At 32.3% G+C, this 18,030-nt stretch carries 10 protein-coding genes and 1 pseudogene; all 11 read right to left on the reverse strand.

Annotated elements, in window-relative coordinates; genetic code table 11:
- Positions 1-5: 5 nt before the first annotated feature.
- Positions 6-839 (reverse strand): hypothetical protein, encoded by an 834-nt coding sequence (locus tag ACQKMF_RS10640; protein WP_283917771.1) that lies wholly within the window; start codon positions 837-839, stop codon positions 6-8.
- A gap of 27 nt (positions 840-866) precedes the next feature.
- Positions 867-3,428 (reverse strand): protein DpdF, encoded by a 2,562-nt coding sequence (gene dpdF, locus ACQKMF_RS10645; RefSeq protein ID WP_427573005.1) that lies wholly within the window; start codon positions 3,426-3,428, stop codon positions 867-869.
- 1 nt (position 3,429) lies between these two features.
- Positions 3,430-6,735, reverse strand: coding sequence for an SNF2-related protein (locus ACQKMF_RS10650; protein ID WP_427573007.1), 3,306 nt, complete (start codon positions 6,733-6,735; stop codon positions 3,430-3,432).
- Between the two features lie 617 nt (positions 6,736-7,352).
- Positions 7,353-7,658 (reverse strand): annotated as a pseudogene (locus tag ACQKMF_RS10655) (ATP-binding protein); the annotation flags it as partial.
- 278 nt (positions 7,659-7,936) lie between these two features.
- Positions 7,937-8,113, reverse strand: coding sequence for a hypothetical protein (locus ACQKMF_RS10660; RefSeq protein ID WP_427573009.1), 177 nt, complete (start codon positions 8,111-8,113; stop codon positions 7,937-7,939).
- A 645-nt stretch (positions 8,114-8,758) separates the two neighbouring features.
- Entirely contained in the window at positions 8,759-11,497 is a 2,739-nt protein-coding gene (locus ACQKMF_RS10665; RefSeq protein WP_427573011.1) for a hypothetical protein, read from the reverse strand.
- Positions 11,478-12,233 (reverse strand): hypothetical protein, encoded by a 756-nt coding sequence (locus ACQKMF_RS10670; protein WP_427573013.1) that lies wholly within the window; start codon positions 12,231-12,233, stop codon positions 11,478-11,480. Before ACQKMF_RS10670 ends, ACQKMF_RS10665 begins: the two co-directional genes overlap by 20 nt.
- 75 nt (positions 12,234-12,308) lie before the next feature.
- Positions 12,309-13,220, reverse strand: coding sequence for a queuine tRNA-ribosyltransferase (locus ACQKMF_RS10675; RefSeq protein WP_427573015.1), 912 nt, complete (start codon positions 13,218-13,220; stop codon positions 12,309-12,311).
- Positions 13,221-13,320: 100 nt separating this feature from the next.
- Positions 13,321-14,139, reverse strand: coding sequence for a hypothetical protein (locus ACQKMF_RS10680; RefSeq protein WP_427573017.1), 819 nt, complete (start codon positions 14,137-14,139; stop codon positions 13,321-13,323).
- Positions 14,140-14,338: 199 nt separating this feature from the next.
- Positions 14,339-16,789, reverse strand: a complete 2,451-nt coding sequence (gene dpdA / locus ACQKMF_RS10685; RefSeq protein WP_427573019.1) for a tRNA-guanine transglycosylase DpdA — start codon at positions 16,787-16,789, stop codon at positions 14,339-14,341.
- Positions 16,790-17,578: 789 nt separating this feature from the next.
- On the reverse strand, positions 17,579-17,809 hold the full coding sequence (locus ACQKMF_RS10690) for a hypothetical protein (RefSeq protein ID WP_427573021.1): 231 nt from the start codon (positions 17,807-17,809) through the stop codon (positions 17,579-17,581).
- Between the last annotated feature and the right edge of the window lie 221 nt (positions 17,810-18,030).

Below are 18,030 nucleotides of genomic sequence, written 5' to 3' on the forward strand. Positions count from 1 at the left end.
ATATATCACCGCCTAATCTTTATTTCTGATACTTCCATTACGATTTCGTGAGTATTGCATTTCGTTAGGAACCATGTATCCAAGGCATCTGATTGATAATGTAATTCAATAATTTTATGATCATGTAGGGCTCTTAAACCTGAAGATAAACCTAATGTCAAAGTTTGAGATGGTAATTCCCCTGCCCCTTTACTATTATTAAAAATTTCCCCACCATCAAGTTCTCGTGATGTGGTAGAAAGCCACTTCATAAATTCAGCAAATGGAATAAACTGGCCTCTTGTCAGACCTTTATTTTCCATCAGTAAATCTGCTAAACGGATTTCTGTATTCGGAATGACAACTCCACTATTTAGAAACCCATACCCAAGAAAAGATGCCCATGATTTCCATGCATTAATGTTGGTATCATTAAATTCATTTGGAGAATCCTTTTCAAATTGCATTTCACTATTAAATTCATCTGCAAGCTTTTTACTAGACTCTCCAAAAACCTTTGCTCCGCGCATTAAGTACCAACTCGTAAACTTATAAAACATAAGATCTGATTTAGATAAGGCTAATCTTGAAATTAGACGTCGAAACGTAGTTGGTGTTTCAATATCCTTTTTGTTAACTAATAGATTCACTTTGTCTATTGTCTTATCCTCTTCAATTAAACGGCCTTCTTTTGCCAACCTAAATACATCTGAGAATTGAGATTTAGCATTGTTTAAATGGTTTGGTTGAAGTAAATCTGATAATTGTTGTTTAGATAAAGACTTATAAGCTACAAGTTGGCATAAAGCTAAAACCCTATTAGGCATCATCGTGTTAGCTAGACGTGGTATAAATGGCATATTAATCACCATCCTTTACTAAAATTTTTAAAACCAATCTTCTTCATCCTCATTTATAAAAATCTGCTCTATGTTACATAAGGAGCCATCAAGTAGCTCTTGTAATTGTTTTTGCTCTGAATGAATAAAACAATCTTTCTTTGCAATATGAATGACTCGGTTATTTTCGCCTCTTTGTTGATAATTAACGGCCCAGTGGTATAACCAATCACTCCGCTTTTCTTGATCTGGATAAATAATTGCAATGCTTCCTGATAAACTATACATATGTGGTTGTTGTTCAATTTCATCCATCTCAAGAATCGAATAACTAAGTGGAGTTTCTTTTGGTAAATTCTTAACAAAATGATTTCTTGAAACGCCTATCAATTTGGGGATAATTACTGCTTGTACTCTTGAATTAACCACTCCATTTACAATATTTAAAATGAACTCATTGGTAAACTTTTTGTTAGAGTATAGAAACAGTTCTTTATAACCACCTAAATATTGTTTTAAAGTTCCCTCTAAGGGAACTAATTTATCTTGTGTATTTATCGCTACTTCTGTCAAAGTCGGATATTGAAAAGGTAATGTTCCTTCAGCATGGCATGCCGGACATCCGCCACATGTATCGCTTGCATATGGATAGATATCTTGAAAATAAGTGCTAAAGCATTCATATTCAACATCCGTTACCATACTTTTCATTTTTTCAAACTCATAGTTAAAACGTTCACGTTCCAACTTTCTGAAAGGTTCTATTTTTTCATCTAGTAAATCACGATCACTGAGTGATTCGACGTCAATCATCTTTACTAGCAGTTGACGTCGCTGATCCTTGTCACGTTTTTTTATATCCAAAATATCAAGTAGTCCATGACGATATAAGAACAGGATGGTTGTTTCATTCCAACTCGCATTAGGCCCACCTGTTTCTTGGTTACGCAAATGATGAGGCCGAGAATTGGGATCGACCCAGAAGGAATCACCTGTAAACTCCTTTGCTGATCGACGAATTCTCTCCCAACGTTCAACCATATTATCAACTGTTAGAACGGCACTTTTATTCAACTGAACAAGTTCGTCCTCTTTTGTTGCGCTAAGTAAACTAATAGACGCATAACCATCTCGTCCTCCACGACCAACTTCCTGATAGAACCGATTGATGCTCTCAGGAATACAACAATGAATAACTGTTCTGACGTCACTTTTGTCTACACCCATACCAAAAGCCGATGTAGCAACGATCATATCAAGGGAGTTCGAATTCCACTTTTCAAGAATCTGTTCACGTTCTTCACTATTTGTTTCACCTGTAAACTTAGTAATGGAAGAGAACCCTGATACCTGAATAGCTTTTTCCCATTCTCTCGCGCTCTCTTTACTTGAAACATATAAAATAAGTGGTCTTGGCAATAGTGGTATAATCTCAAGAATACGTGCTTCTCTTTCATTTTCACTTACTGGTCGATCTAAAAAGAATATAGGTTCATAACGTAAGGCATCACTTCGAAACTCACTTAGGTTATTGTCTTCAGAAAATAACTTTGTAAGTGTCGACGCAGCTGCATCAGTTATCGTAGCAGATAGTAAGATCGTTTTAAGCCTTCCATTACTAGCCTCCATAAGCTTCTTCCGAAAGACAGACAATAACTGAAAGTCAGTTCTAAATGCACTACCCCAATCTACTACGATATGTGCTTCATCAATCACCAAACGGTTAATTCGATTTTCTTTAGCTGCATTAATAATGATTGGATACAGTGCTCCATTAATAACGGCCTCAGGTGATGTATAAAGAAGTGGGATTGTTCCGTTTCTCACTCCATCATAGATAATTTTTTTCTTTTCTTCAGATATTCCACCGTAGTAGGCTTGTGGACAATGTCCCTCACTACGTGCATTCTTAAAGTATTTCCTAGATGCTCTATTTTGATCAATAGCAAGAGCAACTGTAGGTACAATAACAATGGTTGTACCTGCACTTGCTACACCACCATGAATTCTTCCTCCCTTTGTCGCAAAATAGGCAGGAAGTTGACCAATAAGACTTTTTCCACCGCCAGTTGGTAAACAAGCAAGAAGGGTTTCACCTTCTTGCATCGTCATACTTACTCGCACCAATGCTTTTTGTTCCTTCGACACATATTCTTCATACCCTGTAGCTTGAAAAAGGACTCCATCACCTAGACGCCGTTTTGTTTTACGTCTCGCCTCTAGATCGTATACACTTGACACTTTATCTGCATGGTTTAACCAACTTGGAAGTGATAACTTACAGTTAATCTCACCTGCATAATCAATGGTAAAACCAAATTCCTTTCTTAATTTAAAAAATTGCTTTAAAAAATCTTCATGTAAAAGAAAACCGACATGATACATCAGAATAATTTGGCGCAGATGACCAGCCGCATCCCGCCATGTATCCGTTATATGCTGATTTTCAATCTTAAATAAGCAACGAGCTAAGCGCAGAATACTATAGGCTCTCGAAGTTTCTTTTGGGTCCTTTTGACTTTTAATCCACTCTTGAATTAGCTTAAATCCCTCTATAGGAGTGATTTTTTTTAACAACATTTCTTCCGTTATTTGTAAGGCATTTCGCATTTTATTCCACCAACCACCCAAATGCAGCAGATTCTAATGTTATTTTCGGACGTTTTAACCCTTCTAATAAAGAATTATAAATATTTGATAGTTCATCGAGTTCTTCTACATCCTTAATATCTATCTTATTAAAAAAGATATTAGCGGCCTTTCTTCCATCTAAACGACGTTGGAAATCAGTTTCAGCACGTTTCACATCTATCATCTTTGATAATAGTTGTTGTGCCTCTTGATAACTTTGTTCAAATACCTGCTCTACCTTAGGAATCCATTCATCCTTAGGAAAAAGTTCTTTGAACTGTGTGACTCTACCATTTCCTCTTTTCCCCAAATGTTCTGCTTTATGAGTACTACCATAGGAAGAAAGAATAATTCTTATTCTTTCGGTATCAATCGATTGATCGAGTTCATCATACCCATGTATCGTATGGTACTGTTCAAGTGGAACATATCCTTGTGCCAGTACAAGATTCTCTATTTCTTGGTTTTTATCTAATAATTCACTAGGGTCTATTGAAACCGACCAAGTTAAGATAAACCCTTTCCAATTTACACCTGTATTCTTCCGATAAAAGGCAGAACATCTACCCAGGTCGGATGAACTAGCATTATTGACAATGGAATCGAAGAAAGGTTCTCCAGGCGCATAAAATATGAGATCTTCACGTTCCACTGCTTTTCTACGATTGAATGTTCCTCTTACTTCACCCGCTCGTTTTGAGCGTTTATGAGCTTCTTGCATATTAAAAGGTGGGATCAATAATGTATTTTTCATTGATCTTAAGCTTACGCCTTCTGGGGTAAACACTGTAACCTCACCGTGCTCTCCTGATTTTCCATTTAAACCAGCCAAGTTTGCCCATGACATCATGGTTTTCGCAAGCAATTCACCATTATTTCCATCAAATTTATTAATTAAATTGGTTAATTGCTCTTGGACATTTTCATCAAGTTGGCGTGCCATATCATAATAACGTTCAATCTCCACTTTTTTTCGCATATCTTCCAAAGTAGATTGCATTGTTTCTAAAACGTCAGACAACCCATGACGAATATTTGTTGTTAAGGCTTGATCAATCTGTTCATTTATATCTCCAAGTGCAATCTCAAGCCCACTTAACGATTCCTTAAAGATATTGAGTCCCTCATCCCATAAGCTATATAAATCAGATTCTACTGATTCCTCAGTCACAAACACAACTGATAGGACTTCTTTTTCTCTACCAATCCTGTCTAATCGCCCAATTCGTTGCTCCAACATCGAAGGCGACCAAGGTAAATCGATATGAATGACCTCATCGGCAATTTGAAAGTTTCTACCTTCTCCACCGAGTTCATCACATATCATAAATTGACAATTAGGTTTTTGTTGAAAATCATCAACAGATCGCTGTAATTCTTGATCACTCATTCCACTATGGAAAGTTCGTACCGAATCTTCACCAAATTTATTAATTAAAACGGACTTTACCTCCGTTAATGTTTCTTTCCAAGAGGTGAATATGACAATTTTTCCACTTAATGACTCAGATATATAATCCAATACTTTCATCAAGCGACCTTTGATCTTATCAGGTTCATCATAAAGTTCTTCAAATCTTTTTAATTCAAGTGTATTTGCGGCCTTCCATTGTGAAACAGTCTCACATAATTCATTTAATAGATTTTTCTCATTTGCTATAACCCTAGTAGATTCAATAATTGACGTATTAGAGCGCGTTATGACAGCAGTAGTTGCGTTAAATCCATTTTCTGTTACAACTCTTTTTCTATTATTTAAGATAGATTCCAATGCAAAAGGTGAACTAAACATAGCTGATAGAAATAATTTTTTATATTTCGCATCCTCTTCAGGAAACTCGCTTAAATAGTCCAATAGTTTATCATAGGACTCAAATTCATAGAATAATTCGTCTGCACCTTTCATATCGTAGCTAACCAATTCAGAAGAACGTTTCGCTAGCTTTTCACCCAACTCTTTACGGCGATGTCTAATAATTTTTCGCTCTATTTGATAGTGTTCAGCAATATAGGCTAGTACTAATCGCACATCAGATAAACCCTGATCCTCAGTTTTAACATCAATTTTAGCCACTAGACCTTCTAAAATAGAGTCATTTAATTCTTCTACTACATCTTCTAATTCTTCAATAAAAAATTCTACATCCTCATCGTAATCGTCCAAGTCACGAACTAAGCCATGGATTTTCCCACTCAAATATGCTTGCTTTTCGATTAATTGGTCGAACTCTACCCTGCTTATTTTTGAGTACTTTTCCGGTTGCAACAATCTTAATAGTTTAAGATACTCCGTTCTACGTGATTGTATCGGGGTAGCACTCAGTAGTAATAGATGTTGTACTCGTTTACTTAATCTCTCAATAATGCTATATTCCGCTTCTAAGTTCAGTAAACGATGTGTCTCATCAATGATACATAAATCCCATTTTTCCCGAAGAACCCTTATACCTTCATTTGTATTCACTTTTTCTAGTGGAAAGATCATTTGATCTGGTGGATTTAAGTCGCCCTCCGTCCAGACAGGAATTTCTTCCCAAAACTTGTAATACAATTCATTTTTCCATTGATAAACGAGAGATTCTGGTGCAATAATAATGACTTTCATCTTTCCCAATCGATATTCTAAACCTTTTTTTATAACGCCTGCTTGAATTGTTTTCCCAAGTCCTACTTCATCTGCTAACATAAAGCGACAAGGGTTTTCTGAGATTGCACGCACAATTGTATCAACTTGATGTGACATGAGGAACACACGAGAACCAACTAGTGTTTCAAAACCAAAAGTAGCGTTTGTTAAAGTGTGTAATGCCCCCGAAACAACTTGACGATTATGGTACCATACTGGATTATGGAACTCGTAACTTTTTAATTGATATATAGGATCACTATTACTAGCAGAAAATGGAACTAAAAGTTTTTCTTCAGTAAATACCTCAATATAACTTTTGCCACCTTGAATAAATTTCACATAATATTGGTAATATCCATTTTTCTTAGATTCTGCCTTATTAATAATTGAACCTGTTTGTTTTGAATTAATCTTAATCTCAGTATTCATGTAAATTTCACAGTGTACCACATCACTGATAGGAAATGATTGTGTGTCACTTATTTGATATAGGGTGGTGATCATTAATTGTGGATTTATTTCGTAAAATTTCACTTTTACTTCATCCATTAGTTCATTAACTTCTATTACTTGCCCCAATGCAAAACGTCGTGGTAATTCTGGATGCTCATTATCAATTGGACATCGGACATACATGCCTTCTATTAATTTATTCATTAATTCTCCACCTTATTAATAAAACTTCAAATTTTATTAGTTTAATATAATTTAATTCTATATATAGAGAATAACACAGAAAATTTTAAAAAATAGTAATTATACCTAGCAAATAAATAAGAAGAATGTAGAACGCTACATTTATACAGATATAATTATACTGGTAAGTAGAACTAATTGTTAGTTCATATCTATTTTTGTAAAAAATTAGTCAAAGGTATGATTAGAGATCGTAAAAACAACATTTCCAATCAGTATTCTATTAAACAAAAAACTCCTAAGCCTTAGTTTATAACTAGAAATTAGGAGTTTTTCTTTTCTTTTTATTTTGTTTCTATGATCATCTTAATTGTTACCGTATCAAATATCTCAGGAGCAAATTCATCTAAAATCCCTTAAAATTCCTCTCCACTGTTTTTTAGGAAGATCAGTTTGTCCTTGTTCAATTAGGTTGAGTATATGACGATATACCTGTTTTGAACTTTCAGTTGCTGGACTAAGTGATTCTGGAACTCCTCCAATGTACCTTTATTTTCGGACAGCCCCCTATTTGTATTTGGCAAGCAAAAAATGCATAAAACGGCAATCAAAAATGTATCCACTTGCCAACGATTATATTAATTCGGTGTAACTGACTCTTTATAGCGATGGCTATCGCCATTAAATACAATTAAATGTGAATGGTGAATAAGCCGGTCAAAGACTGCCTCCGTTAAGATTGGATCCCCGAAGACATGATTCCATTGACCAAACTGTAGATTCGTCGTAATAATAATACTCTTTGTTTCATAACACATAGAAATGATTTGAAATAATAATTCTGCCCCTTGTTTATGTAACGGGATGTAACCAAGTTCATCCAAAATCAATAAATCAAGTTTCTCAATTTGCTTGAACAGCTTATTAAGCGTCCCTTTTTCATTGCCACTATTGGGATTACAAAATTCATACTCAAACCCATAGTGAAGAACGAAGTTTTGAAATTCCTCCGTTAACTGCCGTTCTCCATTTGGCAATACCTTCTTAACGGCAGCTGAAAGATTGTCAAACCTTATCGTTTTTGGAACTCCGCCCATATGGTGAAAAATACGTTTTAACCCTTCCAAAAAGCACTCTCGGTTTTGAGAGGGGAATACTTGAAAATAAAAGGCGTTACTGTAAGGGAAAGATAGAACCAAATACGGCAATGTATTTCTTCACCTTAATAGTTGAAGGGAGCTTCCCCAAAGTCTACTTGCGCCGAACCAGCCTTTGACTCAAGTGGTAAAGCTGCTTGATTCGCTTCGTTTACTAGTTCTTTCTTGCGATTTGATACATAGTTCCGGACTGTTCGATCAGACCCATTAAAATCAAACTCTTCTTTTAATTGTTCCCACATTCTCTTAGCTGTTCTCCGGAACTTTTTCTTTTGTTTAAAGTCCTCCAATATCCATTCATCCACAATCTTTTTAAATGGATCTATTACTGGAGAGGGTCTATCTTGTTTTGGTTTAACTTCTGGACTGAAATCCTCTTGTTCTGCATACTTCTTTACTGTTCTGGGATCCCTCCCTAATCTCTTTGAAATCTCCGAATAGTTCCTATCTTTTTTGTTTGCTTCATGTCTGATATAATTAATCTCGGCACTGCCAACATCTCCTCAATACCTCCTGCGCTCTTTGTCCCAACAGGAAGTGTATGTGTATTTTGGAATGTTGACAAGTGGCTTTTTTAATTTGTGCAGGCTAGCAGGCACAAGTTGTTCTAACGCTATTATTACTAATTGATCACGATTGAACTGTGTATTTTTCGTTAACATTTCATCACCTCATCAAATCTCATTTCTTAATTAAACAAAAAAAAGACTGTCAGGAGATTCGATTTTTTCGAATTTGTCGACAGTCTGAACAGATGGATACATCCATCTGTTTTTAAATAAATTTAAGAATAGTCTGAAATTTATTTATTCAAATTTTCAGTATAACTTCCTAAAATGGAAGTATAGTCTACCCGCGCTTAACGATTTTAAAATTCCTTTCTTATTTTACTTTCTAATAGAAATTTGAACTAAAATCTTCTCAAAAAGATGTGGCGAGTGTTCATCCAATTCCTTTAATATACCTCTCCATTGTTTTTTAGGTAATTGCGTATGACCATGTTCAATAAGGTTAAGTAGATGATATGAAACTTGTTTCCTTATATTTAATTTATTTACCAAGTAATGTTGAAATTTATCAATTGTATCAATATTGTAGGAAAGAGCGTTATTCCCTTCTAGCAATGTCAAAATGTTGTTTATGTTTTCCTCTAAAAGTCGTTGTTTCTTCCATTCTTTATAATATTGTTCATGGTTGCTAGAAAACCATTTTTCTAGATCATCTAATCTTAGTAAGTAATCTAGTGATATTTCATCTACATAGTCAGTATGAATAATTTCCATTAGCTTTTCATAATAGTTTTCGGAATGTATCTTAATAAAATCTTTGAATGATTTCATTTGTTTTATTTTCTCTTCTATTATAGGAATAACTTGGTGAAAAGAGGTTTTTATGTTTCTTTGTAAGTTTAAAATGAAGGTCTGAAGTGGTACATTTTTTAAACTATATTTATTTAATACTTTTGAGGGATTTATGGTTAATAACCATTTTTCAAAGTTCAAATCTTCCTTCATTAAATCTAGTTTATAATAATCTATCATATTATCCCGCAAAGAGAACCAATCTAAAAATAATAATTCTACACTCTCTTGTATGTCAGGTGAAATAGGTGACTCAATTTGAGAAATCCACTCGCTTTCACCCAATTTAATAAGTTTAGTTATATATTTTTTTAATTGATAAGCAAAATGCTCCAATTCCATTCCTAATTCCTGCGTTATCTCCAAATTCCATTGATCTTTAAGTTTCTCTCCGAGATAAATCCATTGTGCCACATTATGATTATTAGCTATTTCGTTAAATATCTCAGATCTATCTTGAAGTTTTGTCTGTTGATAATTGGCTATGTTAAGCAGGCTGAAATGTTTTTGAACAACCACTTGATTCTTTTTATTATTTTCTTTAAAAGTAATAGGATACTTAAACCTATTTATAATCTCTGTTCTTTGAATAGTAGAAGTGGACTTAGTCATTCTTGGTGTATAGTCTCGTCCAAATGAAGTTCCTTTTACAACATCATTTAAAATTGTTGCTACACCCGCTCTAACTGGCTCAAGTAATTGGTCATTTACATTTTGACCTTCTATCCAATCCCTAATATGGTTTACCTTTGGACTTTTCTTTAATGTAGGTTCTTCTGCAAATACATTATTTGTAAATGTGTTTATAACTTTAAGTTTAACTGTAATATTATCATTATATTTGGGATTAAAATGTTTAAGTAATTCACTTGGGATGGTAATATCTTTACTTTTTGAATCTGCATACATTTCAGCTATTACTTTAATTAGAGTATCTTCATGTTCGGCATAAACATCTCTGTAGAAGTAATGTTTAATTTTCGTTGAATCTTTGTCCATTCTTCTATAAAAAAATGAAAGGATTTCTTTTAAATGGATAACCATGTACCTTAATAAACCTTTTCCGTCTGGTACAGCGTCATAGATACGCTGTATTAGAGGTTGATTTAAAGGGATTTCTTTTAAACTTGTCTTTGGGCCCACTAGAAGACTAGTACAGGTCTTAGCGTGTTTACATTTATTGGAGCACTCGTATCCGTTCGCTTTCTTTAATGCAGTCAAATAATTTTCTATATAGTTACACGCTTTATCTCGATCTATGGAAAAAGAATTTCTCCCTGATTCGTCTGATAACCAAAGTTTTTTAACCCGGTCATCTATCGTATCTAAATTCTTGATTCTATTTTTTAAACCAGTCTCAAAATTATTCCCCTCTATTACCCCTGGTGTTAGTCCTATAACGACGTCCCAATTTCCTTCTTCAAGAGTAATAAAATAATCCAAAACTTCTGCAGAATAAAGATTTAACGATTGAACAAGATCATCGATCAGAATAACAGGCCTTATCATTTGTTTTGTGAGAATTGATGATAATCTTTTAAATATAGTTATAATATCCGTTCCTTGGAATAAGAAATGGTCCAACTTTTTTAATAAAGAGTCTCTTAACTTATTATAACTAAGTTGTATTGGTAAAGTTGTATTCTCTATTAATAGTGAAAATTCTTGTTCTGTGATTATTTCTAAAGGATTTGATAATTTACCCTTTTTTATTTGCCTACTGAATTTTAAAATGTTTTTTTCAATCACTGGTCTAAGTAGCATAGTAGCCGGCACAATTTCATCATCATTTTCGAAAAATTCCGACATTGTTGTCCACACCATCTGATTAATAATGGTAATGGGTTTACTAATTAATAAATCCCATTTCTTTTCATCTATTATTATATCTTGCATTTCTAGACCGACTGACTCATAACACTTCTTTACCAACATTTGTGGATTAAGTTCACTGCGTGAAATTCTTATTATCGGCCTGGTGTTTCCTTTAAATTCCCACTGATCTTTAACCCAACATAAGAGCTCTGATTTACCTGAACCAGTAGAACCAAAAATCACAAAAACTCTATTTCCATATGAGTGATCTTCTTCAAGTTCTTCTAGTAATTGAGCTTCGGTCATTTTTTCAATTAATTCATTCTTATAGTATCTATTCAAAACTTGAGGATAATGTGTCTCACGAAAAAATTCAGGTGAAAAATTGTATCTCTCATCGGCCGTATTGTATAGGTTTTTGATAGAACTTTTATTTAAACAAGGTAACACTCGCCTCACTCCTTACTGTAATCCAATTCCATTCCTTCTTTTCACCATAAGCCTGAAATGGTAAATCTTGTTTTCTTGTTAACTGGATTTTGTGAGAATCATTTAAATTTAAGATACTATAAATTACTCCATTGTATACATTTCCTTTATATACGCATGGTATTATTGGGTGTATTTTATCTTCAAAAAATAGGTGAAGTGGACCCTCCCAATCCCCAATATAATTTATTAAATGTTTAATTAACTTATATTGAGGTAGAGCGTAGAACCCCCCATTATAGCGATAACCCAAGCCTAAGTATTCCATAATCCTTTTCCACGCATTAATTTTTTCTTGACTTATTGAGATACTTTTAAATCTATTATTTGTTTCAAAATGTAAATCATGAATAAATAGAGTATTAGCTTTTACAAATAGGTCAAAGAACATTGTTGTAAAAACATAATTAGGATTTGATGGGTCATTTAATTTATCTTCAATCGTACTAAAACGAAGATGAATGTCTATAAAATCCAAGCGAGTTTCTTTTGTAGATATTTGTTTGTTTTTGTCAATATCTATAACTTCTAATGCCTGTAAGAATTGAAGAACTGCTTCTATTAACGAAGTTATGTCACCCTCAGGTTTATATTGAAATTTGTTTACTAAATCACTCATTCTAATATTAGGGTACTTTTGAATGGTATGAAATACTGAATGAATTTCTGGCCCATAACAAATCTGGAACAATGACATTTCTCTACACACCTTTCGTAGAATATTTTGATACTATTAGTCCAAATAAAAATAATCTTAAACAAGACAAATGATCTACCCAGGCTTGTAACCAATATTTCCTCCTTCTACATTGTTTATATTTTCAATTGTTTTAACTAGATGGTAATAATTATGAACAGATCGCTTCTTCATATAATATCGATGGGAGATATTTAGTATGTCGTGTGGATTTACTAAACATATTGGGCAATTACAATTTAATGGTTTTTCTATGCGTTTTTGAGGTTTATTTACTTTAGACGATGATATTACATAAGTTCTAAAAGGGTTACTATACATTACCTGAAAGAACGCTGCTGCCATAGTGGGTCGACTCGAGTCAAACGAACTTATTTTCAAGTTTGCCATTTGTTTAATTTGTTCAATTCCGGTAACCCCAAATATATGTAAATTCTCAGGTCCAACAAAACTTGAGGCATATTTTATAAATTTAATTTGTTCTTTTGCAGATTTATTTAATAATGATCCTAAGCCAAAACTGGTATACCCCATTTTTTTTAATTCATGAATCGAATATTGAATACTTGGAAAATCATACCCTTGTATTACACCAATCATTGAAACATTTTTAGGAGATTTAATAGAATTAAATAATTTCATATGTTCCAAAGCATTAAATAACGTTCTTTCAACGGAGTCATATTTTTCAGATAATGAATTTTTATCTAATAAAGGCTCATCTAAATGTACTATTTTAATTGGGAGAGTATCAGGTATAGAATCGATTAAAAACATCTGTGTGTCCATTATTTCTTTTAGGCTCTTAATCCCCTTTTTTTGGGCATAATATAATGCCCCGGAATCAATGATTAACTTACTTGGATAGTTAGAAAATCTTTTAAGGGTATTTTTATTTTCTGGAATGGCTGAAATTAGCATTGGACAAGAATCAAAATAATCACTAAATATAGCATCGCTATGTGACCAACTAACGTAAAAATCCAAATTACCCACCCCTTTAAATGATACGTGAAGATACGTGATAAACTAATTATATACCTATAGTTGGAATTATTAAAGATAATTTCCAAATAAAAAAATTGCCCTATTCTGAAGGCAATTCTTTAGTTAATTTTCTCCAATGGTTATAAGTTTTAATTTTGATTTTTTTGGAAGGGTAATTTTTTCTGGAATTAGGATAAAGTTCCTCCCATATTGGGTTTTCTCGGTCAAAAAATGTTCCAGTCCAATTTTTATATTTAATTTCCATTGTTAGGTTTGGTATTTGAATATCAACAACATTATCTTCCAATTGTTCTTTAAAAAAGCATAAAAGTATATACCAAGAGTTTAAATTATGTATAACTGTTTTCTCTTTTATTTCCTGAACTTCACGTAAACTATTTGGAAAGTAAAGGCCATTCACTTTAATTAATTGCTCAAAATAGTCTTTGAACAAACTACCAAGTTCATCTGTATTTGAATAATTACTGAACTCAAAAATTTCGAATATTAAATTTTCGAGTGAAGAATAGGTAATAAGTTTTAATGAATTTTTACTCAAGTTAGTACTTTTCATTTCAACTAAATTATTAAGTTTACTACTTTTAATGAATGAATTAAGAAGTATCTCCGGTAAATTTTCCACTTTGAAAATTAGGTATTGTTTTTCTTGCCTTTCCTTATTCGTAAATTTGCTAATAATAATCGGATCTACTATCTCAATAGTAAGATGTACACCTTCTTTATTTTCATTTATAGTTTTACATATAATAATTATTAATCCATCCAAATAGTAGGACGGATTTTTTGACTCTCTTATGTTCCAACTTAATATTTCCTCTTTGGTAGCAATATAACTATATATTGACTTGTTTTCTTTTATATCTATTTTCTGTACACCGCTTATTTCTAAACTAATCAATTTTATCACCATGTTTTAAATTTTTTTAAAAAATGCAAGGACTTCTACCATGTAATATACACTTTATTGCTGTACAATAATTTAATAAAATATTATTTCATTTATTATATATTATTTTCTATAGATATTTTTTTAATCCTTTTTTGGGATAAACATGTTTCCCTATTGTTAGGTAAAATTAAAAGTAAAAAAGGAAAGATCAAGAGAATGATCCTTCCTTTTGTTTAACAATTTCCTTTAATTGATTATAAAAAACATACGTATTGTGAAAACCTCTTCTCCGGTTTCTATTATTCCCCCGAAAAATAATTACTTCAACACCTACATTTCTACAGACAGAACAAGAACAACTTTTCCATGGTTTGTCAGTTAATACTTCATGGTAAAGCGGTCTTAATTTATTAGTTGAATATATACGATCAAAATTTTCAACAAAGAAATCCTTTAATGTTGCTTCTAATAAAGGCAAATTCTTTACCTCTATAGCTTCCTTTTCTACAATTCTAAGTTTATTCATATGCTCTAAAGTTACATTATCTAAAGCATCTTTAAAGAGAGCTTCATTCCTACTAATAAGTGAATGGAAGCTTACATCTCCTAAAAGATATTCCTCCATTCCGATGATTTCTTTCTTTTTGTTTACTTCTTTCAATATTTTTAATAAGTCCTTTTCAATACGATCTAATTCTTGCTCACTTATATTTAAATTCTCAGAAATATATTTATCTCTTATGGCTTTTTCCTTTTTATATTTTTGTTTATAGTCCTTTAATGTTTCAAAATAGGAATCGTATTCAAGTACAGTTTCAACCGTACTGGTTATGTCTATTTTTCCTAAATCAAATTCTCTCACATTCCCTAAAGATTTTTGTTCAAGTTTAATAAAACCATCTATAGTATCAATTCCTCTATTTACAAGTTCCTTAACACGCGCATTCTTCTTTTCATCAGCCTGTGGGATACGTAAAGCCGCGTATTTATTTTTATCTTGAGTAAAATAATTTCCTCCAGTTGCTCCTCCCCAAGCTTTCTTTAAGAAAGCGGTAGAATCAAAAGAAGTTACTCCAAGTTTATGGAATACATCAAGATAATCTAATCTTGCAGCACCGAGCAAATGAATTTCTAGATACTCTGGCACAATTGGTGCAATCGCATGTAAGATTTCTAATATTTCCTCCGATTTTGCAAGTGCAAGTCCCCCAAGGGAGATATGACGATAGCCCATTTTAATTAGTTCTGTAAAGGAGTTACGATATGATTCAACGTCCCACCCTTGAGCAATTCCTGATGGAATAAATGTATAATTACCTTCTTTATGTTTTTCAATAAAATCATTGGCGTTTTTTAATGTTAATTGATAACGGAATTCTCTCATTTCCTCATTATCAGCAATTTTCCCTATGATTAAATGGTCAATACTTGTACCTATATCGAAACCCATCTGTTCATAATAGTCAAGAATCTCATCTGTTTCATATGGTGGCTTTTCTTTCTGTATATAGCTAAATGCGCCACAATCACCATATAATGGAATGTTATTAGGAAGTCTCAAGAATTTATGCAATCCACCAGCATTTAATATTTGCTCTTTTCTAGTTTTTGTCTGATCTATATTTATTTTAGAAATAAGGACTCCATCATAGTTTGGTTTATCATATATTTCATGTGCATAAACATCATCAGAAATAGGGTCTCTATCTTTTGTATGTTCTTCTGTAATAAAATTAAAATTAGGATCCACTCTATCATCATTTTCAGGCATAAAGAATTTAAGATTGTGTAATCCATAGTTCTTAGCATATTGAGACTCGGGAATAGAAATATTTACTTGGGCTAATTGGGTATCTTTCTTTTTCTTATCTTTCATTTTCTTGTTAGAGGATTGTATATCATTTTCTTTTTCATTAAATAAAGATAGCTGATGGTTACTATTATCTTTTACTCTGTACTTATTTAAGGCATCCATGATTACTGTTGGATTATTATAGATTTCATTTAGAAAATCTTTTCCGTGGGTTACTATCTCTTTAGATAACAGTTTAAACAAAAACCCCTTTAGTCCAACTAAACCATAACTAAATTCTTTTGCATCATTTTGTCCTACTTCTAAAAAGTAGTATGGATTACTATCAGGAATAAATTTTTTACTGGTTTTACTAGCAAGAAACACTAGTTTTTGATTTACACTTAACCCTTTAATTGGAAGTTGAAGCGACCTTATATATTTATCACCTAATAAAAATATGATTAAGTCATACTTACTAAATTCATTACTCGCTGAATTTTGGATTTGTAAATGGTCAGACCATTCTTTAATTTCTTTACTATTCATATTGTTAAAAGTAACTTCATATGGAACTATTTTTTTCTTTTCATTAATTAATCCATAACCAGCTGATATAATGGATAAATCAACTATATCATTTCCATAATTTTCTCTTAACAAGTCAATCCCTTCCATTAATCTTAAATGTTGCATTCCAGTGTATAAGTCAGATGCATTTGATTCATATTCTTCTAGTTCTTTTTCTCTTTTGGATAATGTTTCATTTGTTTTAAAATCATCTTGTATTAATTCATTCTCTGGTTTAAATCTTTTTTCACCAGTACATGAAGTAATTATCAATGTTTTAAGGATATTCTTTATCATAGTGCGTAACCTCATTTGTAGTAGACATCTTCAACTTAAATATTATATCCCACATTTAGTATTACTCCAACTTATGTGAACATACATGTTAATTTTAAATTTATTTAACAATGATATAAAATTCAAGAAACTAATCTTAAATTATTTGCATGAAAAATAAATGAATTATCTATTTTACTAAAAAATTGAATTAAAAGCAAATATGTTATTGCATGGGATTATAAAAAATTCATATTATGGCTAACCAAAGTAAAATAATTTTATGGTATTTATTCTGGAAATGTAACTCTTACCCATTTCTATATTTTAAATATTATGTTGAGAAAAGATGTTCTTGTCTGTAATGTTGACATATTTCCTTACCATCTCAATACTTGCGTTGAAAAATTCTTCTTTTTCAGCAAGCTATTCTCTAATTATCTTATTTGTTTTTTGAGTAATCGGAACATATCTTGTTTTCTATTCTTCGTAGTAGCACTTTTTAATTCAATCACATTCGTTTTGAGGACTATATCCTCTATTCTAAGACCAATCGCTTCACTAAAACTCATACCTGTATCAAGTAAAAGTAATATCATGACGTATCCTAAACCCTGCATATGAGCGTTGGACGGGCTGTTCTAGATACTGAGTGATTTAATTTCGCTTACTTCCTTAAATTTTGATATTAAGCAATGGATTGCTTCCAACATATTTCTCATCAATAAGGAAGTAGTAGAATGCCTTCATATGCCTAAGAATGGAGTTTACAGTGGCGATAGACACGCCTTTCACCTTTTTCACTATCCTTCACGTTAGGATTGTTCTGGTGCTGAATTTGGTCCTTTTTGAAGTGTTCATCAATTCTCTAATTGTATCATTCACTTCATCTGGAAATGAAATGAAGTGTATTCCTTTGGATAAGTGAGTAATGCTTCTTGTATAAATATTGAATAATTCATATGAGATTTCGCCTTTACTAATTGTATCTACATTACTCCGAGTTAATTTTGCTTGTCCTCTTTTAGCTGTTCTAGACATAAAAAAGCCCCCTAAAATATTTTAAACATATTTAAACAACAGTTTAAAACTACTTTAAAGGTGACCTCTTCCCTTGAGATGCAACGTATCCTTCCCCCGCTTGCTTTTTAGCATATTTTGAGGGTATTTAAAAACGGCAAAAACATTGTTTAACAATGCTTCCGCCGTTCAGATGACCTATGAGGGATTCGAACCCACAGCTTAGAAGGCGTATACTTTAT

The sequence above is a fragment of the Peribacillus sp. NPDC101480 genome, assembly GCF_050277335.1.
Taxonomy (GTDB): Bacteria; Bacillota; Bacilli; order Bacillales; family DSM-1321; genus Peribacillus.